The sequence below is a fragment of the Roseobacter ponti genome (genome assembly GCF_012932215.1).
GTDB classification, from domain to species: Bacteria; Pseudomonadota; Alphaproteobacteria; order Rhodobacterales; family Rhodobacteraceae; genus Roseobacter; species Roseobacter ponti.
Genome location: NZ_CP048788.1, coordinates 2,695,468 through 2,719,664, shown reverse-complemented (window position 1 = coordinate 2,719,664; position 24,197 = coordinate 2,695,468). Strand labels below are relative to the sequence as shown.

Genomic DNA, 24,197 nt, shown 5'->3' with positions numbered 1-24,197 from the left:
GTCGTATCAAATCTGCAGGTAAAAACACTGCAATGACCGCATATCGCAATTGCATAGCAGAATTGAATATTTCTGTGAACGGCAGCTTTGAGCCGTGATCGACGACTAGCGAATCAATTCCCTTTGCTCTGCCCACTCCAGCGGGAAAGTCTCCAGGACCCTTGCCAACGTCACCTCCGGCCCCTGCTTCTCGTTCAGGATCGCCTCGACGATGGCGGGCGCGAGCAGCGTGAGCCGCAGGACGCGTGTCATGTAGGATGGCGCGATCCTCTCGCGCTCTGCCAGTTCGGCGATTGTCGCATACTCGCCCGACTCCAGCATGCGCTTCCAGCGAAACGCACGGGCCAGCGCCTTGACGAGGGTGTTGTCTGTCCGGCGCGGCCGCACTGCTCCCTCCGGCAACTGCATCTCCTTCCGCCCGCCGCTCTTCACGAGGCGGAACGGGATGCGCACTGTCACGGTCTCTGGGACGGGCTTCGCGCGGGTCATGCTGCTGCTCCGTGATAAGTCATCATTTCGTGCGCAAGCCCGGTCAGACCTTCCATCCGGATCCGGACATGCAAACCATCGATGCCGATGCCGATGCCGATGCCGATGCCGATGCCGATGCCGATGCCGATGCCGATGCCGATGCCGATGCCGATGTCGATCCGCTCGACCAGCAGTGTCGTGATGCGCGCCTGCTCGGCCGGGAAGAGTTTATCCTACAGCGGTTCGAGACGGATCAGTGCGTCGTGGGCGTCGGCTTCGGTGATCTCGCCGTCCTGTACGCGTGCCGCCTTCCGTGTCCCCGCCACGATCTCGGGCTGGCGAAACACCGCGCTGAGCTGATCGACGACGGCAGTCTCGATTTCGCCTGCCGGGACGCGGCCCACCGGGCATGATCCAGCACCATGCTTCAGGACCGTCCGGCTGACATAATACCGATAGAGCTTGCCGCCCTTGCGCGTGTGGGTCGGTGAGAACGCGGCACCATCCGGGCCGTAGAGCAGCCCTTTCAGGAGGGCCGGTGTGTCGGCACGGGTATACTGTCCTTGCAGCGACGAGTTCGAACCGGTCTGAGACAACCGCGCGAAACACTCAGGTTTCGATCGTCGGAGCTTGCGATTGAAAATCCGAGAGAACTTATATCAGGAAGTTTTGTCGTCAGGAAATGGCGGGATTAACCCGGAATGTGCTGCCAACTCATTCAAATCCCGGCGTAACGCAGGATTGAGTGTCAAACCGATGGCGCGGCGTGTTTCTGCTGCGCTGGTTTTTCCATCCCCCGGCAGTCTGACCGGATCATGACCGGGTAGCGGCTGCGACGCGCGCATCTCTGCAAACACTTGCGCCGCGATCTCCGGGAAGTCGTCACCAATGCCGAAAGCTGCCGGATTGAGTGCTACGACAAACTGTCCGGTGTTTGTGGCCGAAGAAGTATCTTTGGTAAAATCGACGACGTTTGACCCGAAGGCGGCCCCATTGAGAACGCCGGCGAGCAGCCCGATCGCAACGGAAAGACCAAAGCCTTTGGGTCCTCCGATCGGCAGAAGATATCCTTCCGATCTGCGCGCAGGATCGGTCAGTGGTTTGCCGTCGCGGCCTACCATCCAACCTTCGGGCATCGGTTGGCCCTGTTGCAGCATTGTTTTTATCTTGCCCATTGCGGCAACGGTCGTTGCCATATCGAAAACGAACGGGTCCTGGCCTTTGGTCGGAGCGGAAAATGCGATGGGGTTGGTGCCAATCAGCAGGTCCGTACCGCCATAAGGGGGTACATGGTTCGCGCTTCCGACAGCTGCTGCGATGCCAAGCATCCTTGCCTCGGCCTGCGGGCGCACATAAAGCGCCAGAGGCCCTGCGTGGTTTCCGCGCCGCACACCCACCCATCCGATACCGACCGCCTGCGCTTTCTCCATGGCCAGATCGCGCGCGGCAGACATGGCGAGGTGCCCAAGCCCGTCATCGCCGTCTATAACGGCTGTGGCGGCAGTCTCCTGTGCAACCTTGATGTCGGGCTTGGGATTGCATCCACCACCTTCCAGCCGTGCCAGATACTGCCGAAGACGAAAGACACCATGTGTTTCGTAGCCGTATATATCGGCTTCCACCATCAATCCGGCCACTTTGGCGGCGTCAGTCGCTTGGACGCCATTTTCGGCAAGGGCGCTTGCGACGAAGGATTGGAGTTCGTCGACGGCAATTGTCCCCGGGTCACGCATCGTATGAACCCACGGTTTCCTTCTGCCAGAAAACAACTTTGCGCTGCGTCCATTGAACGATCAGGTAAAGCGCCAGACCAACGAGGCTGAGATACAGGATCAGCGAAAAGACACGCGGCGTGTTGAGCTGAGAGGCCGCCACCCGGATCAACTCGCCAAAGCCTTTGCCGCCGCCCAGGAATTCGCCGGTGATCGCACCTGCCATCACGCCGACAGCACCGATCTTGAGCCCGGTGAAAATCTGCGGCAATCCCATCGGCAGCTTCATTTTGATCAGGGTCTGCATGCGGCTGGCACCCATCGTTTTGAAAAGCATTCGCGCGTTTTCATCTGCCGCGTGGAGCCCGGCTGCGGTACCAACAACGATGGGAAATGTCGCAATAAACGCGGCCAGTGCCACTTTGGATTCTATGCCAAATCCGAGCCAGGCGACAAAGAGCGGAGCAAAAGCAACCTTTGGCATCGTGTCAATCGCGACGAGGTAAGGCATCACGGCTTTCTCGCCAAAGGCCGTTTCACCCACGAGCACGCCAAGAGAAAACCCGATCGCAATGGCCAGCGCGAAGCCGTAGATCACCTCAAGTATGGTGATCCAGAGAGAGCCAAGCATATAGCCGCCGCTGATCAGGTTCCTGCCAACGAAGATCATGTCATTCAGCGTTTCCATCGGAGTGGGCAGGATAATCGGCGAAACAAGACCGAAGCTTGTCACCAGCTGCCAGGTGCCGATGAAAACAACAAAAACAAATGTCATGGCGATCGACCGCGGAACGGAGTCGATGAAAGAAACATCCTGTGTCCAAACAGTATCTTCTTCTGTTTGAGACGTTGAAGAATGGTTTGCCTGAAGGTCGGTCACATGTCCTCTCCCTTGTCGAGCATGCCGCGGATGTGGTCTACGATTTCGCCGAATTTCGGTGTGGTCACCATGTCGAGCGTTCGCGGGCGCGGCAGGTCAACCTCAATAATCTCCGCCACCCGCCCGGGCCGTGGCTTCATAACAACGATCTCGTCGGACAGAATGACCGCTTCCTGAATCGAGTGAGTAACAAGAAAGGCGGTCGCGTTCTGTTCGCGACAAATCCGCTGCAGTTCCATGTTCATCATGTCGCGCGACAACTCGTCGAGTGCACTGAAGGGCTCATCCAGCAGGAGGACTGCAGGCTCAGTGATCAGCATCCGGCAAATTGAGGCACGCTGAGCCATCCCGCCCGAGAGTTCATTCGGGTAGACGTTCTCAAACCCCTCGAGACCGACGATCTCAAGCAGCTCATGGGCCTTGTCGAGGGCTTTCCTGGCCGCGGCTTTGCCGTCACGGATTTCGATGGGCAGCACGATGTTCTCTACTGCAGTCTTCCATGGAAAAAGGGTCGCTTGCTGGAACATCATTCCGATATCGCGCCGGGGGCCGGTCACCGGCTCGCCCTGCAGAACAACGCGCCCTTTCGAAGGCGGGATAAGTCCCGCCATGATCTTGAGAAGCGTTGATTTCCCGCATCCGCTTGACCCGATGACAGACGTAAAACTACCCTTGCGCAAGGTCAGGTCGACATCTTTAAGCGCTACCACCTTGTTGCGTGCGTAGGTTTTGCTGACACGCGCCAGCTCGTAGACCGGCGCGCCCGCAGACGCGCCGGAATAGTCATGCACCGCGGCGGTGTTCATCCGCCAACAGCCTCAGCGCCAATGGCCGCAAACTCATTGGTCCAGACCGCACTCAGGTCTTCAAGCGGACCTGAAATATCGCCACTGGCCACAAGCGCATCCTGCCATTCCTCCCAGACCTCTGCGGGATACCAGCCAAGGTGCGGTGCGTCGTCGCTCGGTATGGTCTTGGAGCGGACGGCATCAAACAGCGCAGACTGGAACTCTTTGTCTTCGCCTTCCTGCGGGTTGCCATCTGCCAGGTGTTTGAGCACCGCATCACGGTTGGCATCATCAAGCGCAAATGCATGGCCGCGTGCAAAGGCACGGCTCCAGCTCTCGACCAGCTCCCGGTCATTGGCGATTGTGTCCGCCATCGTCGCAATCCCGTTGCCGAAGAAACGACCGAATTCCGCAGGTGTAATGTCGCGCACAGCAATACCGCGCTGATTCAAAATCGCAGTATCAGCAGTCGAAGCCGAATAGGCATCAATCTCACCGTTCAGGAATGCTGCCGTTGCCGGGCCACCATCACCGACGGTCAGAAATTCGAAATCTACACCGTCTGTCATACCCGCGCTGCTCATTACGTTCTTCGCGAAACCAACTTCGGCGCCATCGGCTGTGCCGGTACCGATCACTTTGCCGCGCAGTTCTTCAATATTCTGAATCGCGGAATCCTGCTGTACAGCGATGCCAAAATTGCTGCGGGCAGCCACGTTGTAGATGTGGACCGCATCCACGCCGCGCGTCTTTGCCGCAATCATGGGGCCAGGACCGGGACGGCCAAAGGACGCCTGGCCTGCGGAAAGCGCCTGAAGCACCGCGCCTGAGCCGTTGATGGCCTCGACAGTCACGTTCAGGCCCTCTTCCTCGAAATATCCCTCGCCGATGGCGACGAATACCGGAAAAGAGTTGATGGCGGACGGGCTCGGCTGCACAAACGTAATGTCGCGCAGGCTCTGCGCCAGTACCGAAGTTCCGAACGCGCCTGTAGCCGGAATGGCAGCAAGCAATGAGGTGGTAAATGCTCTTCTGTTGATCATGGTGTTCTTCCTCCCTGAAGTGTTTTACCCGTTAGCACCTGTCGTTTGCCGGCGGGGCCTTAAATAGCGCGCACATTATTGCTGAGCGTGCCAATTCCTTGAATTTCACAAACGACCGTGTCGCCATCCTTAAGAAACCTCGGCGGTTCCATTGCATAGCCGACGCCTGATGGTGTGCCCGTCGCGATGATGTCACCGGGCTCCAGCGTCATCCCCTCGGAAAGCGAAGAGATAAGTGTCGGAATATCGAAGATCATATCTGCAGTATTGCCGTCCTGTCGCTGTTCGCCATTTACCTTGAGGCCGATTGACAAGGCGTGCGGATCAGGAATTGCGTCTGCAGTTTCGATCCACGGGCCGAGCGGACAAGAACCGTCGAATCCCTTGCCCTTGAAGTACTGGCCGCCGTGCCGACGCTGCACGTCACGCGCGGTAATATCGTTCAGGATCGTGTAGCCAAAGACATGATCCATGGCCGACGCTTTTGGGATATTGCGACCAGCCGAGCCTATTATGACAGCCAGCTCGACCTCATAGTCGGTGCTCTCAGAGACTGTCGGAAAAATAAGTACATGTCCATCTGGCGGCACAATCGAGGTCGGCGGTTTAGTGAAAAATACCGGGTGTTCTGTTACGCCGATATTCTGCTTTTGCGCCCGATTACCTTCGGCGATGTGCTCTGCATAATTCCGACCGACGCAAAAGACGTTCTTTCTGGGCGTGGGGATCGGCGCACGCAAAGACGCGTTCGAAGCAACAATCGCATGGGAATGTTTGCCAGCCTCGGCATCCGCTATTAATCCGCTGAGTGCTGCGAGCGCGTCTGCGCCGCCCTCGATGAGGTGCAGCATAGAGCCTGCTTTAAGTGCACCGGCACTGGAACCCGAAAGGCTTTGCGCTGCCTTTGAGACGTCCATAAGCCTGCCATCACTTAAAAATGCAACACAAACGTCTTGTCCGCCCGCTGAAACAGTTGCCAGTCGCACTCGTCGTTCCTCCCCTGTTGATTTCAGCAGTTATCAAACAAGTCCAACCTGCGACTCACTGCCTAATTCCCTCCTTTCCAGTGTGACTCAGTTTGCGGTAGGATCAATCAACCAATCGTCAAATTGGGCGGAAATGTAACTGAGATGGATGACCTGTCGCGCAGACTACGCGCCCTGATCGACAATGCTGGATACCGGCACAATGACCGCATTCCTCCGGAACGCGAGCTGTGTGCGAGTCTGGGAACAACGCGCAATCAACTCCGAAAGGCGCTGTCAGAACTCGAGGCACAAGGCCGTATCTGGCGCCATGTCGGACGTGGTACTTTTGTCGGTGCGCGCCCCGTATTAAACCTTCAGGATGTCACCTACCTGCGTGATCAGATAAAGCCCGAGCAGGTCGTGGCGGTACGTTTTAATATCGAACCCGAGTTAAGCCGGCTGGCCGCGCGCCGGGCCAGCAAAACCGATTGTGAACGGATGAAATTCTGTGCCACCCGGTGCCGGAAGGCTGAAGACTGGCGCACTTACGAAGCCTGGGACAACAACCTGCACCACGCTATTGCGCGTGCCACAAAAAACCAACTGTTCCTCTACTTCTTTGAAACGCTGAATTCCGTTCGGCGGTCCATAGTCTGGGGACAGCCGCGCGACACGCGCGGTCCGTCTGCCGACTACTCCAGCTTCTCGCAGCATGATGAGATCGTTGCCGCAATCTCTGCCGGAGATGACGAACTTGCTGCTGATGCGATGCGCCGTCACCTGCACTCGGTCTACGCGCGTGTTCTGCCAGATAGCGTCACGGAGACGGACTGACATTACACTCGCTGCGGCCAATCACCAAAAGATTGTCTCCGGACGGGTATGATGACATGCAACTGTTTTGCCAATGCTGTGATAAACCAGCGGTTAGCGGAAGTCAGTTCATCGCCGTCGATCCGAAATATCCGAATTGTCGCGCTCGGTTGCTCAGGAGAACAGAAATGTCTGATAAAGTAATTTCTGGCCCACAGGTGCATGTCATACCAGCGCAGAGTTAAGGGATACCTCCAGAACTTCGCGTGTAATGCACAGGTTGCAATTTTTCAGCGCACGCCATGGAAATGGATCACGATCCCAGCCGTGCGGCGCCGGTCTTCACTCAGAAAGGCCCGAACAGCCTCGACGCTACGGGACGGTTCTGTCAAAGAAAACTGTCGTGAGGCGGGCAGGGCAGTTTCGTAGCCTTTGCAGATGACCAGACCTGATCCCTTTCGCTGGTTCAAAAAGAGCTGTGAGATAGTGATGGCATCGGTTCGGCCCGATGTTTGCTGCGGAGATACACAAGCGGCGGATTGCCGGCATGAAATCGAGCAAGTGGTGCGGGCATCTGGATGAGATGTTCGTGAAAATCAACGGCGGGCGGCACAATCTTTGGAATGCGCTGGATCACGAAGGTGAATTTGGGAAACCTACGCCACCAGGACACGCGATAAGAAAGCCGTCTTGAAATCCCTTCAGAAAGCATTGCGTAAACACGGCCCCCCGGAAGTTATCGTCACGGATCTGCTGCGCTCACACGGAGCAGCGCTCAAAGAGACCGGTTCAGCATACAGGCACGAAGCCCGCCCGTGGCTGAACAACGGAGCGGAGAGTTCCCATCTGCCGTTTCGACGACGGGAACGAGCCATGCATAGCTTTCGGCGCATGCGAAGTTTGCAGCAATTCGCCTTCGTTCCTGCTTCGATTTACAACCTGTTCAATTCGGAAAGAAGCCTCTGCTCCAGACCCGGCTATAAACTGAACCGTGCCGTCGCTGTGGCTGCGTGGCGCGGTCCCGGCGCGCATTGACAGACAGTGTCACTGTCCTTCTGAAGACTGGTTTGAATTCGTCTGGCAGCATCGCCCCGCCTCACCGGCGCTGCGTCATTTCTCCTTGTTCTGACCTGCCGTTTTATCTGATTTGTCATTGTCTTCGATGTGCAGAAGCGCGCGGGCGAATTGTGCAAACAGAGCGACAAAGACACCGACGCCAACGAAGATGTAGAGGACGGTAAACAGCTTTCCGGCATCGGTCTGAGGCGACAGATCTCCAAAGCCCACCGTCGACATTGTCGTGGCGCTGAAATAAAGAGAGTCCACCCACGACCAGCCCTCTATGCTTCTGTAAAAAAGTGTTCCCGAAAGTAACAGGAGCACGGCAAGTGCCAGCCCTGCGCGGAAAGTCGGTATGCTCCATGACCGGATGATTGCCTTGAGCAGGCGCAGAGTGGTGAGTGCGAAAGGAAACATGTCAAATTGCCTCATGACTACAGGTCGGTGCCATTCTGTACGGCGCAACATATCATTTTGACAACAGACGACTGCCCGTCGGTCAGATACAGTTCGGGTCCGGGCAAAGATGATCACTGGAAACGCGGGATCAGCTGATCTGACGTGACCCGATGCGTTGCAGGACCTAAGTAAAACGTTTCTTGAGCTTTTGGCAGGTCTCAGAAGGCAGCTCACCAAAAACGCTGCGATATTCAGCAGCAAAACGACCACCATGTGTAAACCCGTGCGCAAGTGCCACGCATTTGACGGAGCGTGGCGGGGCCTGTGCATCTGTCAGCTTTTTGTGGACACGGGACAATTGCAGGCGACGGATAAACCTGGCTGGCGGCATTCCATGGACAGAGCGAAAGCATGCGTTCAGGCGCGTCTGTCCGATGTTGAGCCGGGCGCACAGATCTGCGAGGGTTGGAACTTCGCGTGAAGCGGTGATCATCTCTCGCGCGGAGCGAACAATCGACAGGTCGCCGGATGCGCTGTAATCCCAGGCGTGTTTTGATGGCAGGGACAGGCAAAGTGTCCGGGCGATATGTTCAAACAGCAAGTCCTCGTCGATCGATGAAACGACTGCATAGCCCGGAGCCGCCTGCACGGTTGCATTCAATATGCTGAGAATGCCCTGCGCGAACCTGGCACCGGCAGCTTCGCCGAGTTCCAGAACACAGTCGCCCGGCGAGACCTCATCGCCGGGCTTGCCAAGATGGGTGGCGATCGTGCGTCTCAGACGTTCCGCACGCAGTCCAACACCCAGAATGTTGCGGTCCTGACCCGTTGACGCATAACCATTCGCGCTGGTCACAACATTAACGTCACCCGGTCGCACAGGGCGTCCGTTTAAAACATAGTCCCCGCTCCAGCCAAGCGGCATCGTGATGACGGCCCAGGCCGGATCTGGTACCAGATACCCGCTCATCCGTGGCGCTGATTTCAGGCGGACGATTGAACAGTCCGCTCCCATTGCCCGGATCGAGTCACAATTCGCCGACCCGCGTCCCAGTTGCACCATTGCCGAGTCGCGCACCGCTACCGATCTGGCGTGGTCGGCATGAGAGACAGCGCTGCGCCAACCGGGCGCAGCGCCGAAATTCTCAGTTTCTTGAGGTCGATTCACAGGCAAACTGCTGCTCAAGGGCACTAAACTCCTGGTTGCGAAAGAATCGGATATCGAATTTTAACTAATCAGTAACGATTTATTCCAGGTTTGTACCAGACCGGTGCCTGCTGTGCGGTTGCTCACGCTTTTGTGACAGCTTTTCTGTGGAAAACCTGGCATTTTGATATTCCCGGGTTCTGGATTTGTCGGGACGAGGCGGCACTGCAGAAGTTGCAGGCACTCTGCCAGACCTCTGCTCCGGGACTCTCATCAAGGTCATGGACGAGGAAGGAAAAATGGCTGACCTGATTGCAATTGGATTTGATCAGCCAACCAAAGCTTTCGACATGCGCGCACGCCTTGCGGAGCTTCAGACCGAGTATCTGATCGACATGGAGGATGTCGTGGTGGTTACCCACGAGGACAATGGCAAGGTCAAGCTGCATCAGGCGAGCAACCTGACGGCGGCCGGCGCCGTGGGGGGCACGTTCTGGGGCATGCTGATCGGCATGTTGTTTTTGAATCCGCTTCCGGGTGCAGCGGTGGGCGCGGGGACGGGCGCGTTGTCCGGCTACATGACCGATCTGGGTGTCAGTGATGACTTTATGAAATCCGTGGGCGAAAGCCTCAAGCCCGGCCATGCCGCGCAGTTTGTGCTTGTGCGCAGGGTGACCGGCGACAAGGTGATTGAGCGATTGAAAGACTTCGCCGGGGCCGGGCATATCATCCAGACGTCACTGAGCAGGACATCAGAGGAAGAACTCGGGGCGCTGCTTGAAGAGACAGCGTGATCTGTTCGGCGCGCTTTGCGCGTGTCGTTACATTAAAAAATGGAAAGCAGGACTTAATGAAGAATCAAAAATTCGGTTTTTTGGGGGGCGCCATGCTGGCGTTGTGTGCATCGCAGGTGCACGCACAGGACACCGCAAGTGGCCAGATCGCTCAGAACAGGGCGGATGGCACCTCTGCGGCCAATGAGGAAGCGATCAACAACGGCACCAACCCGACGCTTCTGACGACCCAGGCGGTGATCCAGTTTCAGTACAATGAGATAGATACTAATCTGGATTCGGACCTGCTCGAATTTCAGTACACACAACCGATCGGTGACGGGAACAAAGCGTTCCGGTTCACGCTTCCCTTCGGCAACAGCCCGTTCGACAATGATCTGGACATAGGGGACATAAGCATCACCTTTGTTGATGTTTTTTATCTGACGAAACAGAACGGCGCAGCCTACACGGCCGAGCTGTTCCTCGATACCGCCGCAAGAGATGACAACGGCTACGGCCAGTTCGCGCTGGAAACATCGGTCTTTTACGCATTCTTCCTGAAAAGCGGCGCAATCTTTGCGCCGGCCTGGGTGCAGACATTCGGTCTGGAAGGTGGAAACGACGATGACGAAAAACTGAACCAGACAACTTTTGATTTCTACTACGTGCCCAAACTGCCCAATCCAAAATACTTCATGACCTTCGATCCGGCCATAATTCATGACTGGGAGAACGATAACACCTTTGGTAGCCTGCAGGTGACACTGGGGATGCTGACCGGCAAAGCTTTTGGCGGCGACAGTCAGGTTTTCGTCAAACCCGGGGTGCTGTTCGGCGGCGATGCGCCGGCCGACTGGTCCCTTCAGGTGGGGTACAAGGTCCTGAACTTTTAGCCTCCGGCACAGGGCGGAAATGTGAAATATTTAAAGGAGACACGACAAATGAAATTTCTGAAAGGCACAGCGGCCTCGATCGCCCTGGCCACCGCGACACTCTCGACTGCACCGGCATGGGCACAGGATGACCCGACCGTTACACTGATCACCAATGTGAATGTTTTCGACGGGGTGAACGAGACCCTGATCGAAGGCGCAAATGTGGTGATCACCGGCAATCTGATCACCGCCGTTTCGAGCGAAGATCTGGCGGTAGCCGGTGGCACAGTCATCGACGGCGGCGGGCGCACGCTGATCCCCGGTCTGATCGACGTGCACTGGCACACGCTTTACTGCTGTAACCCGCAGAGCGTGGTGGCGACCGGCGACATCCTCGAGGTGGCGATCCGCGGGGCCACCGGGTCCGAAGGCACGCTGATGCGCGGGTTCACCTCCGTACGCGACGTTGGCGGCAATTCCTTCTCCATCAAAAAGATGATCGACAGCGGCGAACTGAAAGGGCCCCGGATCCTGCCCTCCGGCCCGCCCATCACGCAGACCGGCGGTCACTTTGATTACAGACCCTATCAGGCGGTGCCGACGAATGCCGCAGATTCGCAGTGGTACTGGTACAGCGTCGGCCTGATGGCGCAGGCCGACGGCGTGCCGGAAGTAACCAAACGTGCCCGTGAAGTGATGCGGATGGGCGCCACGCAGCTGAAGATTTCGACCGGAGGCGGAGTGTCGTCGGTTTATGATCCGCTGGACGTGCGTCAGTACACGCGGGCCGAAATCGAAGCCTTCGTAGAGGTGGCCGATACCTATAACACATATGTTGCCTCGCACATTTTTACCGATGAAGCGGTTCAGATTGCGATCGAAGCCGGGATTAAATCCGTCGAGCACGGTTTCCTGATGAGCCGTGAAACGATGGAAATGATGCGTGACAATGACGTCTGGCTCTCGGTCCAGCCGCTTCTGGATGACGAAGACGGGTTCACGTTCGACGACCCCGGCAGCCAGCGAAAATGGATCCAGGTGACCAACGGCACCGACGCCACCTATACCAATGCAAAAGAGGTGGGTGTCAAAGTCGCCTTCGGGACCGATATCCTCTTTGATCCCGCTCTGGCAGAGCGCCAGGGTGCTTTCCTCGCCAAGCTGCAGCGCTGGTACACGCCCTATGAGGTGCTGAAGATGGCAACCTCGACCAACGCCGAACTTCTGGAATTGTCCGGCCCGCGCCACCCTTACCAGGACGGACCGCTTGGTGTGATCGCCGAGGGCGCTTATGCCGATCTGATCCTCGTAGATGGAAACCCGCTGGAAGACATCGACCTGATCTCAGACCCGCATGAGAACTTCGATCTCATCATGAAAGACGGGGAAATTTTCAAAAACGAAATTGAATGATCACTGCGGTGGCCTGAATGCTTTTGTGGTGTTCAGGCCTTCGCCTGTCTGCGCGGCCTATTTTGTCTGATGTTGCGCGGCGGACCCGGGACGGTGTCACGTGCAAGGGCAGAGGGTCGGCCAGTGTGCGCGCGCAAAACAGGAGGAACGCGTGATAGACCTCTCAAAACTCATTTTGCTGCAATACGTCTTTGCCGCAGCGTCCTTGACGTATCTTTCTGTCAGCTGGGTGCTGCAGGCGACGACCGGTGAGCCACTGAGTGCCGCGGCCATCATCCCGTCCATTCTGATGTTTGTTGTCTATGCGGCCGTGTTGTACCTGGCGCGTGCGGGTCGCATCGGCCTGTACCGCATCATGATGATCCTCGCCATTTTACTCTTCGGATTCGGTGGCGTGGTTGGAAACATCACCCGCTATCTGCAAACAGGGCTCGAATTTTATGCCGGCTTCGGCGCCTGGGCCACTGCCGTTGCCATCAACGCATTTGGGACCGTGCTGAACATTATCGCACTGCTCGGCCTGTTTCGTACTGACCTACCCGGTCACGGCGACTGAAAGTTGTTGCGCTTGAGGGGAGAATCGGAATGACCAGTGTCTGTGATCACAGTGAGGCACGCGGTAGGCGCCGGTTCATGAAGTATCCAGCTGCATCTCCGCTTCTTGCGGCCGGTGCTGGTCCGGCGCTGGCTGAGCTTATCATGCGGACGGACGACCTGCCCGCCGATCAGATGTGGTTGAACGTTGCTGAGGGATTGATTGCTCGCCGGAGGAGGCCGTGAACGTATTTAATTTTGAGGCGATCACAAAAGTGCGGTTGCCTCCGTCACATTCGGGTTGCCTTCAGTCCGGCGTTTCGGGCGACGAGACGCTGCATGCGAACCGGGCTGCACTAAAGGACTGTCATCTTCGACCGCAGCGGCCGGTGGATGTCAGCACACCCGATTTATCGACAACTCTGTTGGGCGAACAGTTTTCCTCGCCGGTCGGGTTGGCGCCGGTCTGCTCTCAAAATGTGTTCCATCGCGACGCCGAAGCAGCGGTTGCACGCGCGGCAAAATCTCAAAATCACCTGCAGATCCTCTCCATTCAGACCAAAACGCCGCCGGACAAGGTGAATGAAGCAAGAGGCAAACCCGATTGGTTTCAGCTCTGCGAGAGTAATGTATTTTACCGGGCTCAGCAGCGGATAAAAAGAGCTGAAGAGGCTGGCTGCCCGGTCCCGGGTGTGACTGTTGAGCCTGTGGGGCAGCGGGTTCCGGAAACCAGGGGAATTCTGCGCCGGTCAGACACGCGGAACTGCGCGATGTGCCATGGCGGGACAATGCTGCAGGAGAAAGCCAGGTTTCTGCCAATGTACCGGGACTTTGACCTGACGGGTGTTACGAATCCGATGGACCCGGAAATGATATGGGACAAACTCGGGCGTCTCCGGGACACCACCAGCATGAAAGTTGTCGTCAAGGGGCTGCTGTCCGGGCAGGACGCAGCGATCGCGGTCAGGCGGGGCTTTGACGGCATCGTGGTTTCCAACCACGGCGGACGTGCGGATGAGGCGGGTCTGGTTGTAATCGATGCGCTGCCCGAAGTTATCCGCGAGGTTAACGGAGCGGTCCCTGTCATTGTGGATTCCGGTTTTCGACGGGGCGCGGACATCGTGAAAGCGCTGTGTATGGGGGCTGATGCGGTTTGTGTCGGACGCTTGTACATACGGGGTCTGGCGGTATTCGGCCAGAAGGGTGTCGAGCGCGTGCTACAACTGCTTGATGCCGAAACTATGGTGATGATGCGCCAGACTGGCGCCAACCGGCGTGAAGAGCCTGTACCATAACTGGTGGCCAGAACATGAAAGGCAGCGTTTGGGGCTGCGTCTAATGCAACATCGTCATCCGGACGATTTACCTCAACAATTAATCAACTGGAGATTCAAATGAAATTTCGGAAAAGAAGTTTTACCTTCCCGCTGGTGGCCGGCATTCTTGCGGCGAGCATGGCTATGGGCCAGGACGCAGCAGAAGACCCCGGTACCCTTATTACCGGCGCGCGCATTTTTGATGGCGTAGGGCCGGATTTGATCGATAACCAGGATGTGTTGATCCAAAATGGCATGATCGCCGAGGTTGGTGCGTCACTGACAGCACCAGAGGGCGCGACCATCATCGATGCTGGTGGGCGGGTTATGTCGCCCGGCTTCACCGACGTCCACTACCATCTCAGCCTGTGCAGCGTGCCTGTCATGGATATGGCCGGGTCGAATGCGCCCGACCTCGACTACATCGGGATCATTGCGGGGCAGGAAGCGGAACGTCTGCTTATGCGTGGTTTCACCAGCATCCGGGATGTGGGGGGCGCGTCCTGGGGGGCGAAACTTGCGTCAGATCGGGGCCTGATCGCCGGACCACGCGTCTGGCCCTCGCTGCGCGCGATTTCTCAGTTTGGCGGCCATGGCGACGCAAACCCCCGCTTCATGAACCCGCGTGAGTTCGGCGGGCCGGAAAACAATCTGGAGCGTCTCGGGTACAGCCGGATCGTCAATGGCCGTGACGACGTGCTTGCCGCCGCCAGAGAGCAGCTCAAGCGCGGGGCAAGCCAGTTGAAAATGCACCTTGCCGGCGGTGTCGGCACGGAATTCGATCCGATTGACGGGCGCCAGTTCACCGCAGATGAAATCCGGGCTGCAGTTGAGGTGGCGGAAGGTTTCGGCACCTACGTCACTGCACATGTCTACACCATCGACGGCATCAAACAGGCCATCGAGAATGGGATCAAGTCAATCGAACACGGCAATCTCATTGATGACGAAATCGCACAGATGATGGCGGATAACGGTGTTTGGCTGAGTCCGCAGGTTGTGGTTTATCTGACGTTTTCGCCGGATCTTGGCCCGGTGCGACTGGCCAAGGGGCGGATGGTTACCGCTGGTCTTGACCAGATGTTTGCATTGGCAAAGCAGTATGACATCAAGATCGCTTTTGGCACCGATGTCGTCGTTAACCCGGAAGCCTGCGCAGACCAGAATCGCGAATTTGTAGAGCGGACAAAGTGGTTTACACCGGCCGAAGTGCTGGAACAGGCAACGTCATTGTCGGGCGAGTTGCTGCAGTTGTCAGGCGACCGCAGCCCTTACCCCGGCGTGGTCGGAAAGATTGAAGAAGGCGCGCACGCCGACCTGCTTCTCATCGACGGCAACCCGCTTGAAGACATCTCAATTCTACAGGATTACGAAGAAACGCTCGACCTGATTATGAAGGGCGGCGTGATCTACAAAGACGAGATGAACTGACGCGCGGGCCGTGCCTTGTTCATGGTCGTCTTTTTTATGATCCAGGGCATTGCCGAAATCGTGTTTTCGCTCAGCATCCGCCCCTTCCCTTGTTGGGGGTGGGTGCCGGGTAGCGGCATCCTGGGTGTGCTTATTTCTGTCTGGCTTCTCGCAAATCCGGGTATGAGTTTGCTTTTCCCCCGTATTTTCATGGGCGTACAATTCCTGGCCGAAGGGTTTTCGATTGGGTTTATGGCGTGGACCATCCGCAAAGAACCAGCCTGACGATTGTATGTCGCGCAGTTGAAACCAAGGCCCGCCCTTCGATGGAAATGACCGATTGAACGAAAACAAAAAAGGAGTGACGTTTTGAAAGATACCACTTTAAAAACCATTGCCCTGGGAGCAGCATTGACCATGCCGTTGAGTGCCAGCGCTCAGGACCGAACGCCGGTCGCTGAATTCAAGAACGGATTTACCCTTGAGCAGGTTGAGAACTTCCGTTCCAACTACAATCTTCCAAACCTGTTGAGCGGCGGCGACGCTTCGGTCTGGTGGTCTCAGCGCACATCGGAGGTCATGAATACCGCGTATCTTCCCGTTCAGGTGCCCTATATGCCGCTGGAAGAGGCCATCATGCCCGAAATCGGCGAGATCACGGCAGACACCAAAAATTTCGGAACGCTTTCCCTGAATGACTGGCTGGCGCACCCTGAAAGCTATGCCAAGGCCATCATTATCATTCATAAGGGCCGCGTCGTTTTTGAAGAATACCCCGGTCTGAACCCGTGGGACGCACATGTCTGGATGTCGACGGCAAAACCGCTGACCAGCATCGTAATAGACCACCTCATTGACGAGGGGCTTTTGTCACAGGATCAGACCGTGGGTGAGATCATGCCGGACTGGGCGCATACAGGATGGGCGCCGATCAGGCTGATCGACATTCTGGATATGACGCCCGGCATGAACTCCGAGGAAAACGACAAAACCCGTGCCGATCCTAATTCGATCGCGACGCGGCTTTTCAACGCTGAGTTCGGTTTTCAATATAACAAACGCAATGAAACCGTGCCTCAGGTGCTGCAGGATGCAGTGTCGGTCAGCCCGCCGGGAGAAAAGCTAGAATATGGCTCGCCGACGACCGAGATGCTTGTCCTGATTGCCGAAGCCGTCGGTGGCGAGCCGTGGGCGCAGCTGCTTGATAAATACGTATGGTCGAGGGTAGGCGCCGAAGGGCCGCTGATGGTCCACCTCTCGCCCTATGGGACAGCAACCGCCCATGGCGTGGTGTCCGGCAGTCTGCGCGTTCTGGCCCGGTTCGGGATGCTCTATACGCCAAGCTGGGACAAGACCGCCACCGAAAGGGTTGTCAGTGAAGAGGTGATCTCGCGCATTCAGGGCGGCGTCCGCGCGCCGGAGTTCTACCGAAATGGATTTGACGGACCTGTCTTCATCGACAGGCTGAATGATGACACGATGATCACCAACAGCCGGCAGTGGGATGCAGTCTGGCCGGATGGTGATCTTTGGAAAGCAGGACTGCAATCGCAGGCGCTCTATGTGTCGCCAGGCAAGGACCTCGTGATTGCTTTCTTCTCGACGAACGTTCCGGACGACTCGTTTCATCGGTATCTGCGTCCCATCGCGACATCAGGGCTGTTCGCGGAGTAGGCAAAGGCCGGATACTCGAACGTCTTTTCTGCACGAATAACTTTCACAGGGGGTGCCGTCGTCAGGCCCCGGGATACAATGAAAAGGAAATCAGAATGGCATTATCACCTCACTCTGACCGACGCGGGTTCCTGGCAGGCAGCTCGGCCGCCTGCCTTGCGGGGCTCGTTCCGACCGGCGCATGGGCCCGGGAGGCCGCTGAGATCATCTTTTCAGGTGGCCCGATCATCACGATGGATCCGAACATGCCGCGCGCCGAAGCTGTTGCTGTAACGGGCGGACGCATCCTGGCCGTCGGCGGTCGCGATGAAATCGATGGTTTGCGCGGCCCTTCCACGCAGGTTGTCGACCTTGATGGTAGAACTCTGATGCCCGGCCTGATTGAACCCCATATGCACACCTCACTGACAACGCTGTTGTCGTTCACGGATGTGAGCATCTTTGCGGTCAATTCGTTTGATGAGGTGCTGGCGAAACTGCGCGCGGCCGTCGGACAAACGGCGCCGGGTGAATGGGTCTTTGTCGCGAATTTTGATCCGATGCTGACGCCCGGTGCCCAGATTCCCACATTGTCGGATCTGAATGCGCTGTCGCCCGACAATCCCTTCTTCATGCTCGAAAGCAATGGGCATGTCGCATATTCAAATTCGATGGGTTTTGCGGAATTGGGGATCACCCGTGACACGCCGGATCCTGCAACGGCGCGGTATGTCCGCGATGCCAATGGTGATCTGACGGGTCGCATAGAGGAGCCCCCGGCTTATATGCCATTCCTTTCGAAGACCCCGACGCCGACGCAAAGCGCAATGATGGCAGCGGTCAGGGGTCTTTTCGATCAGGGCGCGGCCCTTGGTTTGACCGCAGTGCAGGATATGAGTGTCGGGGCCCTGACCAACAGCGGCAACGATATCGGACTCCTGCGCGCAGTTATTGAGGGCGGCTGTCAGGTCCCATGCATCTTCCAAAACAGTCTGGCATGGCCACATTCGTCAGCATCAGATTTTCACGGAAGGCCCGATGATGAGTATCCTGACACCGTGTGGACCCGGGCAGTGGGGGTGTGATTACGGAGTATTGAGTGTCGTTTGCCTGCGCTTTGCTTAAAACTTCGAACCTTTAGGCGTTTATCACTTGGTCTCCTGCTCCGACGTGAAACGCACTGTCTGAAGCATCCCGATTGTAGCGGGGCTCCGAGGCGATACTGAGTAATTGAGCTTACTGCCTGTGCCTGGGCAAACGACCCGACAAGCAGAGATTGAAAGAAGGTTCGGCCATTTCAGGCCGCTATGGTGGGCCTTAAAAGAAAGCCGGTTCTGTACGGATTTGAAATCAGCGCTGTCAGTTTTTAAGAGAATTTCCCGAAAGAGTTCGCGCTATGGCCTTATCAGAAGGGGTTGGGTTGAGGCGCGCAGGCCGCTTTCTTTGCTTCAGAACATGACCGTGGTCCGACGCATTCAGGGACTCTCACAGCTGTTCCGAAATCATCTGACCGGCGGTCATGCTGTATATTCGGTCCCCGCTTTCGCTGCGCAATTCTGAGGGCCTGCTGCACAAGCGCGGCATCGAAATTTCTCAGAAGATCGATAAAGCGCCAGGATCGCCCTCATTTTCTGGTAACTGATAAACTCCGGTTTTACAGAGCTGCAAGCAAGGACATCGGCAACGTGGAAAGGCAGGAAGCGGGCCGCAGGACGAACAACAGACCTGAGAATTCTCACCTGTCTTTCCGATGAAGGGAGCGGTCCGTACAGAGTTCCCGACGTATGCAACGTTTGCAGAAATTCGCCGCCGCCCGCTCCTCAGCTTAAAGCTATTTCAATCAGGGAGGCGCCCTCTACAGGAGAGATCATTTCAAGACCGGGCGAACCGCCGCCCTCGCCGAGCGGCGCCAGCTTCGTTCGGCATAGATTTGAAAATTCGACGGTAACCTGAGACTGGTTCGAATTAATCTGCCACGGCCGTTCTGCGGGTTGCGCGCTTCACCCGCATCACCGCAATGCGGCCAGGATGACGCCTCTCCGGACTGAAATCTGTTTCCTTCCCAGTCTGTCACATACTAACGGTGATTTTCCTGCCCAGCCTGAGCGCACAGAGTGCTCCCGGAATACACAACAGACAGATCCAAAAAGCGGCAGTTACAAACTCCGTCTCGGCGAGTAAGGCTATCGTCATAATGCCACCGAGCCGTGCGAAGGTTATGTCGAGGCTCGTCGAGACCGCGCTCATGCCCGGAGGGGCAAATTTCAGTATAAGTTGTGTCGATGGTGCGTTGCTGCACGCGAGGCCCACCCCGACAAGAATCGCAGATAAAATCACCAGCACAGTGCTGTCGTTGTAAAATAAAAATAGAAATGCAGCGGAGATGAGGAAAGGCGCCGCCAGCATGATCGTCCGGATGTGCGGCTTGTCCACGAGGTTTCGCAACAGAGTGCTGGAACCGCAAAAGGTCAGCCACATGATCGACAGCACCATACCCACACTCGCCGTTCTGACGTCATTGCCCGAAAGCCAGACCGGCAGCCGGAAAAGATAATAAGTGATGGCCCCGTAGGTACAGAATACATAAAGGAAGGTTATCCAGAGCTCGCTTTCCCGAAAGAGCAGCATATAGTTTTGTGGCGCGCCGGCAGGCCGCGCGGGATCGACGGCATCGGGCGAACCAAAGAGGATCACCAGTGCGATACCCGCAATCACAGCATTCAGCACAAAAGCAAGATTCCAGCTGAAGTCGCCAAGGAGGCTGCCGTAAAACAGCGGCGCGAAGGCGGCGACGTATCCCGCTATGCTGCCCCAGACGATCAGCATCCGACCCGGTTTCAGCGGCGCGGCCCGCGTCAGCAGAACGGGAATGAGAGGGGAAAAGATCCCACCGCCCAGGCCCTGCAGAGCGCGGCCCAGAATGAGAGTCTCGAAACTACCGGCGGCGGCCACGAGGAGCGCTCCGGCAGCGAAAAAGGCGACCCCGCAGGCGAAAACTTTCCGGATACTATATGCGTCGCCGAACCAGCCCCCGAAAAGAACGCCGACAGCCACTGCGATCCCATAGGCGTTGAAGACCCAGACAAGATCGCTGATGGCAAGACCGAAATGCATTCGGATCGCCGGCAATAGCAGGGGTACCAGCGTCAACTCCATGACGAAGGCGATGTTTGCCGCGATTGGTCCTGTGATTGCTGTGCGCGCTGCCAGGGAGACCGGGCGGGCGCGTTCAATTTCCGGCGTATGGGGCCTCAGTTCCACGACCGTCTCTCAGGCATTTGCTCGTGCGTTCAGTTCGGTCTCTGCATCAGAGGTATTTTTGTTCGACCGGACGACCGGAAACCTTTCGTCGCGTCGGTTGCTTTGCGGCGACCGCGCCACAAGATTAACCATGTCTTTTTCGCTCATCCAGATCAGATAGTCTTCTTCGGTCACCTGCTGGTCGGGGCCCAGCCACCGGCCCGGTTCACAATGGCAGTAGCCATACCGAAGGTGGGCGCCTTTGGCCGCCAGTTGTTTGGGGACCAGTGCAAAAACGAAAGATGGCTTCCAGGCACTGACCATGATTTCGAGCAGTATGCGTGACAAAAGAGATGTCACGCCCTGACTGCGTGGGCCGCCAAGACCACCGGCGCGGAGCCAGAAATCACCGTGATAACAGACCTTTCCGTGTATCGTTCGGAGTGCTTCCGGGCCTGAGTAAAACGTCAGGTCCGGGTCGGGCGTGGTATCGGGGGTTATGTATTTGTGACGGTGGCTGTTCAGGTGGTCGCCCAGTGAACCGACGGAAAGGTCGAGAAGGCGCACTGCCTGCGTGTGGATCAGTTCGTCGTCTGCATTGAATCCGCAGATCCAGAATCCGTTCGTCCGGTCAATATATGAACTTGCCACATCGAACATCGGGTAGATCGGGCCGCGATCGGATTGCTGGCTGCGGTAAACGCGATATCGCGCAAAATCATCACCGGTTTCGACCCGGATCCCCGCATCCTCCAGAACACGAAGGATACCCGCGAGCCGTGTCATCATTTCAAACAGCCTGCCTGGTGACATTCCCATCCAACCGCCCCTTTCTGCTTATTCAGATGCAGGTTCCCATCAATTGGTTAATGATGGGTTAGCCACCTTTTTTGTCCGTAAAGTTTTACCCGGTTTCGTGGGCCTATTTTATGCCAGGACTGCCGTGCTGGCCGGTCGCGCGCTTTTAGGCGAATTCCTGACCGGCCGGAGCTCTTTAGGACGTGGTCGTGGTCACCAGAAACGAACGCAATGATAGCAGGAATTGTCCCGGTTATGTTTGTCTGGCGCTGTACGACTTACCGGTCCGCAAAGCGCTGCCCGATCCGGGGCACCCTGCGGGAAAAGTGACAAAACTGAGGAAAACTCATAGAATTGGAGGCATATCAGCCATGGCATTCGGGGTGCGTTAAGTATTTGAAATCAATTTATTTAAGGCGGGATGCTGAGGGCGGATGCAGGTGCTGAAGCATGGCCAGGGTCTGATCCGGTTTCGTTCGGGGCCTCATATACGGCACGAGCAGGGCAGAAACGCGGGGTGAGCCATATTTTGGTCAGACCGGGGACCGACTATCGGGCAGCGAAAGGGGGCATCATGAGTCTCGACAAACTGTTTGAAACGTCTGTTCTTTTGTCCTGTCCGCCGGCAGGATCCGTCAACGCGATTACCGGAAAGGCCGTCGAAGGCCCGGGAGGCCGGTGGATCCCCTGTGCCTCGGTCGTCGCTGAAGGCGCATATGTGTCCTGCGTCTTTGAAACCGGGCCTGGTCGTCGGCAGGTATGTGCTGCACTCCCACCAGAGACCTGCTCCGCGAAGGCGCTTTCCCGCGCGATTGAACTCGCTGAGACCGCTGCCGCGTAGACCGGCGGTTCCGAAGAGTACTTCTGTGCCGGACCAGACCCATTCCCCGGGTCCGACCGCGCCCGCCGTTCTGAAGCCATGTCGTTTCAGAATTGCGCCGGTAGCACCCGGGGCCCGCGTATTCACAGCGAACTGAAACCTCAGATCGCGCCCCCGGCGCGGCGGCCTGTGTTGCCGTCGGTTTCCGATAGTGCGCGGGACCAGAAAATGCCCCCTGTCTCAAGAAGCCTGTTGCGCAGATCTTCCTCGCTCATAGGTTTTCCGAAAAAGAAACCCTGCAGGTAATCACACCCCATTTTCGTGACGATCACTGCGTGCTCTTCGGATTCGACGCCTTCCGCAACGACGCGCATTCCCAGGCTCTTTCCGATGCCGATAATTGACGCAACCAGCGACCTCGCACTCACATTACTCACAACAGGCTGGATGAAACTGCGATCGATCTTCAGGATAGAGGGTCTGATCTGCAGGAGGCCCTGCACTGACGCATGACCTGTTCCGAAGTCGTCGAGCGCGATCGTAACACCCAGTTCGTCAAGCTCGTCGATCGTCCAGCGGACGACGTCGCCCATCCGGTCGAGATAAACCGACTCGAGGATTTCGACCGTCAGCCTTCCGGGGTCGATGCCGGAGCTTTTGATATCATGGACGAAAGAAGGATCTGCCAGCCTCCCGGCCGAGACATTTACGGCGACCCGGGGAAGATCGACGCCGGCCTCATCAAAGTTTGAAAGAGCCCCGTGCAGGCTGTCAAAGATGATTTCATCGACCCTTTTCAGGATGCCCATGTTCGCCGCGGTATCAAGAAATGCAGCCGGTGCGAGCACCCCTTTTGTCGGATGCGCCCACCTTACCAGCATCTCCGCACTCGCAATCCGGCCTGTCGAGGCATCAATGAGAGGCTGAAAATACGGTATAAACTCTCGTCTTTCGCATGCAATCAGCAGGTCCGATGCCAGCTGCTTGGTCGCGATGGAACTTGCATGCATCTCTTCGGTGAAAAAGGACCACCGCCCCTTACCCTGTGACTTGGCATGATAGAGCGCGGCATCGGAATCGGCGACCACCTGTTCGGGATCTTCCATATTTGCTTTGGCAATTGCTACGCCGACACTCGCGCTGCAGGCCGTTGATTTGCCCTCGCAGGTGACCGGCGCCTGCATGCGACCGACAATTTCATCCGCCAGATTGCTGATATTGAGCGCGCTCGTCCCGAGTGGCTTCAGAATGACGAATTCGTCACCACCCAGTCGCGCCACCAGATCAGATTCGCTGGTCAGATCCCGCAACATCGCAGCGACAGATACCAGGAGACGGTCCCCTGCATCGTGTCCGAGCGTGTCATTTACGAACTTGAAACGATCCAGATCTATGTAAAGCACGGCAAATTCGGTTCCGTGATCTTTCAGGTTATTGATCCAGGTTTTCAGCTCGACTTCAAAGTGCCGCCGGTTCGACAGACCTGTCAGCGCGTCTTCGTTTGCGTCACGTGCAACTGCCTTTGCAAGCTCGTGCAGGCGGGTGTTCTCTTTCTCCAGACGCAGGACCCGCGCGATCGCGCGTTCGTAGCTTTCCTGATCCGCGATCTCAGGGTCTTTACTCGCAGGCTTTGCAAGTCCGGTGCGTTCGTCACCCAGTTCGATAATCGAACAGAGCCACCAGTGGTTTCCCGTGTCGGGATCGGACAGATGCGTCCAGGTCATGCGCTGCCGGTAGAGTTCGCCGTTCTTTCGATTGTTGCGGGTCCTGATCGAAAAATTTTCCCAGTTCATCAGTTTTTCGATGATGAAGAGATGAACGCCCTGTTCGAGATCCGGACCGATCAGAACGGTTCCCCGCTGTCCCAGAGCCTCGGAAAAATCATACCCTGTAATCCCCGTGAAGGCCCTGTTGCACCACCGGACTTCCATCACCGCACCGTCATCCTCCGATGCCAGTGCAAGAACCAGACCTTCGGTGCATTTGTCCTTGATTTGATTGAATATCTGAGCAGGGATCATTGTCGGGGTCTTCTTTTGTTCCACCTTTCTATGGCACCGAAAAGGTTAGGAACTTTTAAGC

At 56.9% G+C, this 24,197-nt stretch carries 23 protein-coding genes and 1 pseudogene; 12 read left to right on the top strand and 12 right to left on the bottom strand.

Going from position 1 to position 24,197, the window contains the following annotated elements:
- Positions 1-105 precede the first annotated feature (105 nt).
- The 7 genes and pseudogenes from G3256_RS12815 to G3256_RS12785 form a co-directional block, all read right to left on the bottom strand.
- Positions 106-489: a hypothetical protein gene (locus G3256_RS12815; protein WP_169641190.1), complete on the bottom strand. Its 384-nt coding sequence runs from the start codon at positions 487-489 to the stop codon at positions 106-108.
- Positions 486-1,025, bottom strand: a pseudogene (locus G3256_RS12810) (recombinase zinc ribbon domain-containing protein); the annotation flags it as partial. The pseudogene G3256_RS12810 and the gene G3256_RS12815, both read right to left, overlap by 4 nt.
- A gap of 105 nt (positions 1,026-1,130) precedes the next feature.
- Positions 1,131-2,204 carry an Ldh family oxidoreductase gene (locus tag G3256_RS12805; protein WP_169641189.1) on the bottom strand — a complete coding sequence of 358 codons (1,074 nt, stop codon included), beginning with the start codon at positions 2,202-2,204 and terminating at the stop codon, positions 1,131-1,133.
- Positions 2,197-2,958: an ABC transporter permease gene (locus G3256_RS12800; RefSeq protein WP_246227609.1), complete on the bottom strand. Its 762-nt coding sequence runs from the start codon at positions 2,956-2,958 to the stop codon at positions 2,197-2,199. The genes G3256_RS12805 and G3256_RS12800 overlap by 8 nt, the downstream gene beginning before the upstream one ends.
- 101 nt (positions 2,959-3,059) lie before the next feature.
- Entirely contained in the window at positions 3,060-3,869 is an 810-nt protein-coding gene (locus G3256_RS12795) for an ABC transporter ATP-binding protein (protein ID WP_169641187.1), read from the bottom strand.
- Entirely contained in the window at positions 3,866-4,894 is a 1,029-nt protein-coding gene (locus tag G3256_RS12790) for an ABC transporter substrate-binding protein (RefSeq protein WP_169641186.1), read from the bottom strand. The genes G3256_RS12795 and G3256_RS12790 overlap by 4 nt, the downstream gene beginning before the upstream one ends.
- Before the next feature lie 59 nt (positions 4,895-4,953).
- Complete coding sequence (locus tag G3256_RS12785; protein ID WP_206040737.1) at positions 4,954-5,880, bottom strand: fumarylacetoacetate hydrolase family protein; 927 nt, start codon at positions 5,878-5,880, stop codon at positions 4,954-4,956.
- Between the two features lie 144 nt (positions 5,881-6,024).
- Between G3256_RS12785 and G3256_RS12780 the strand changes: the two genes are divergently transcribed.
- Both G3256_RS12780 and G3256_RS19235 read left to right on the top strand, forming a co-directional pair.
- On the top strand, positions 6,025-6,696 hold the full coding sequence (locus G3256_RS12780) for a FadR/GntR family transcriptional regulator (RefSeq protein ID WP_169641185.1): 672 nt from the start codon (positions 6,025-6,027) through the stop codon (positions 6,694-6,696).
- A 669-nt stretch (positions 6,697-7,365) separates the two neighbouring features.
- Positions 7,366-7,710: a DDE-type integrase/transposase/recombinase gene (locus tag G3256_RS19235; protein WP_343044355.1), complete on the top strand. Its 345-nt coding sequence runs from the start codon at positions 7,366-7,368 to the stop codon at positions 7,708-7,710.
- 75 nt (positions 7,711-7,785) lie between these two features.
- On the opposite strand, the gene G3256_RS12770 is transcribed toward G3256_RS19235, so the two are convergent.
- The gene (locus G3256_RS12770) at positions 7,786-8,151 is read right to left on the bottom strand and encodes a potassium channel family protein (protein WP_169641184.1); all 366 of its coding nucleotides are present in this window, start codon (positions 8,149-8,151) and stop codon (positions 7,786-7,788) included.
- A gap of 166 nt (positions 8,152-8,317) precedes the next feature.
- Positions 8,318-9,319, bottom strand: coding sequence for an AraC family transcriptional regulator (locus G3256_RS12765; protein WP_169641183.1), 1,002 nt, complete (start codon positions 9,317-9,319; stop codon positions 8,318-8,320).
- 260 nt (positions 9,320-9,579) lie between these two features.
- Here G3256_RS12765 and G3256_RS12760 point away from each other — a divergent pair, with 260 nt between their 5' ends.
- The 10 genes from G3256_RS12760 (at position 9,580) to G3256_RS19415 (ending at position 19,011) form a co-directional block, all read left to right on the top strand.
- Positions 9,580-10,074, top strand: a complete 495-nt coding sequence (locus tag G3256_RS12760; protein WP_169641182.1) for a DUF1269 domain-containing protein — start codon at positions 9,580-9,582, stop codon at positions 10,072-10,074.
- Complete coding sequence (locus G3256_RS12755) at positions 10,071-10,949, top strand: hypothetical protein (RefSeq protein ID WP_169641181.1); 879 nt, start codon at positions 10,071-10,073, stop codon at positions 10,947-10,949. Before G3256_RS12760 ends, G3256_RS12755 begins: the two co-directional genes overlap by 4 nt.
- 48 nt (positions 10,950-10,997) lie before the next feature.
- A complete protein-coding gene (locus tag G3256_RS12750) occupies positions 10,998-12,344 on the top strand; it encodes a metal-dependent hydrolase family protein (RefSeq protein WP_169641180.1) in 1,347 nt (448 codons plus the stop codon).
- 151 nt (positions 12,345-12,495) lie between these two features.
- Positions 12,496-12,900 (top strand): hypothetical protein, encoded by a 405-nt coding sequence (locus tag G3256_RS12745; protein WP_169641179.1) that lies wholly within the window; start codon positions 12,496-12,498, stop codon positions 12,898-12,900.
- A 220-nt stretch (positions 12,901-13,120) separates the two neighbouring features.
- Positions 13,121-14,173 carry an alpha-hydroxy acid oxidase gene (locus G3256_RS12740; RefSeq protein ID WP_169641178.1) on the top strand — a complete coding sequence of 351 codons (1,053 nt, stop codon included), beginning with the start codon at positions 13,121-13,123 and terminating at the stop codon, positions 14,171-14,173.
- A gap of 165 nt (positions 14,174-14,338) precedes the next feature.
- Positions 14,339-15,625, top strand: coding sequence for a metal-dependent hydrolase family protein (locus tag G3256_RS12735; protein WP_169641177.1), 1,287 nt, complete (start codon positions 14,339-14,341; stop codon positions 15,623-15,625).
- Between the two features lie 15 nt (positions 15,626-15,640).
- The gene (locus G3256_RS12730) at positions 15,641-15,889 is read left to right on the top strand and encodes a hypothetical protein (protein WP_169641176.1); all 249 of its coding nucleotides are present in this window, start codon (positions 15,641-15,643) and stop codon (positions 15,887-15,889) included.
- Between the two features lie 84 nt (positions 15,890-15,973).
- Positions 15,974-17,278: a serine hydrolase domain-containing protein gene (locus G3256_RS12725; protein WP_169641175.1), complete on the top strand. Its 1,305-nt coding sequence runs from the start codon at positions 15,974-15,976 to the stop codon at positions 17,276-17,278.
- 95 nt (positions 17,279-17,373) lie between these two features.
- Positions 17,374-18,342, top strand: coding sequence for an amidohydrolase (locus G3256_RS12720; RefSeq protein ID WP_169641174.1), 969 nt, complete (start codon positions 17,374-17,376; stop codon positions 18,340-18,342).
- A 441-nt stretch (positions 18,343-18,783) separates the two neighbouring features.
- Entirely contained in the window at positions 18,784-19,011 is a 228-nt protein-coding gene (locus G3256_RS19415; protein WP_425501559.1) for a DDE-type integrase/transposase/recombinase, read from the top strand.
- Between the two features lie 316 nt (positions 19,012-19,327).
- Here the strand turns inward: G3256_RS19415 and G3256_RS12710 are convergent, their stop codons facing one another.
- From G3256_RS12710 to G3256_RS12700, 3 genes are all read right to left on the bottom strand, one after another.
- A complete protein-coding gene (locus G3256_RS12710; protein WP_246227607.1) occupies positions 19,328-20,518 on the bottom strand; it encodes an MFS transporter in 1,191 nt (396 codons plus the stop codon).
- A 9-nt stretch (positions 20,519-20,527) separates the two neighbouring features.
- On the bottom strand, positions 20,528-21,316 hold the full coding sequence (locus G3256_RS12705) for a hypothetical protein (RefSeq protein ID WP_246227603.1): 789 nt from the start codon (positions 21,314-21,316) through the stop codon (positions 20,528-20,530).
- A gap of 960 nt (positions 21,317-22,276) precedes the next feature.
- Positions 22,277-24,136 carry a putative bifunctional diguanylate cyclase/phosphodiesterase gene (locus G3256_RS12700; RefSeq protein WP_169641173.1) on the bottom strand — a complete coding sequence of 620 codons (1,860 nt, stop codon included), beginning with the start codon at positions 24,134-24,136 and terminating at the stop codon, positions 22,277-22,279.
- Positions 24,137-24,197: the final 61 nt, after the last annotated feature.

What these genes read in the sequence shown, in the direction of transcription:
- G3256_RS12815 (WP_169641190.1), bottom strand. Translation starts at nt 489, where the DNA reads ATGACCCGCGCGAAGCCCGTCCCAGAGACCGTGACAGTGCGCATCCCG.
- G3256_RS12805 (WP_169641189.1), bottom strand. Translation starts at nt 2,204, where the DNA reads ATGCGTGACCCGGGGACAATTGCCGTCGACGAACTCCAATCCTTCGTC.
- G3256_RS12800 (WP_246227609.1), bottom strand. Translation starts at nt 2,958, where the DNA reads ATGACATTTGTTTTTGTTGTTTTCATCGGCACCTGGCAGCTGGTGACA.
- G3256_RS12795 (WP_169641187.1), bottom strand. Translation starts at nt 3,869, where the DNA reads ATGAACACCGCCGCGGTGCATGACTATTCCGGCGCGTCTGCGGGCGCG.
- G3256_RS12790 (WP_169641186.1), bottom strand. Translation starts at nt 4,894, where the DNA reads ATGATCAACAGAAGAGCATTTACCACCTCATTGCTTGCTGCCATTCCG.
- G3256_RS12780 (WP_169641185.1), top strand. Translation starts at nt 6,025, where the DNA reads ATGGATGACCTGTCGCGCAGACTACGCGCCCTGATCGACAATGCTGGA.
- G3256_RS12770 (WP_169641184.1), bottom strand. Translation starts at nt 8,151, where the DNA reads ATGTTTCCTTTCGCACTCACCACTCTGCGCCTGCTCAAGGCAATCATC.
- G3256_RS12760 (WP_169641182.1), top strand. Translation starts at nt 9,580, where the DNA reads ATGGCTGACCTGATTGCAATTGGATTTGATCAGCCAACCAAAGCTTTC.
- G3256_RS12750 (WP_169641180.1), top strand. Translation starts at nt 10,998, where the DNA reads ATGAAATTTCTGAAAGGCACAGCGGCCTCGATCGCCCTGGCCACCGCG.
- G3256_RS12735 (WP_169641177.1), top strand. Translation starts at nt 14,339, where the DNA reads ATGGGCCAGGACGCAGCAGAAGACCCCGGTACCCTTATTACCGGCGCG.
- G3256_RS12720 (WP_169641174.1), top strand. Translation starts at nt 17,374, where the DNA reads ATGGCATTATCACCTCACTCTGACCGACGCGGGTTCCTGGCAGGCAGC.
- G3256_RS12705 (WP_246227603.1), bottom strand. Translation starts at nt 21,316, where the DNA reads ATGGGAATGTCACCAGGCAGGCTGTTTGAAATGATGACACGGCTCGCG.
- G3256_RS12700 (WP_169641173.1), bottom strand. Translation starts at nt 24,136, where the DNA reads ATGATCCCTGCTCAGATATTCAATCAAATCAAGGACAAATGCACCGAA.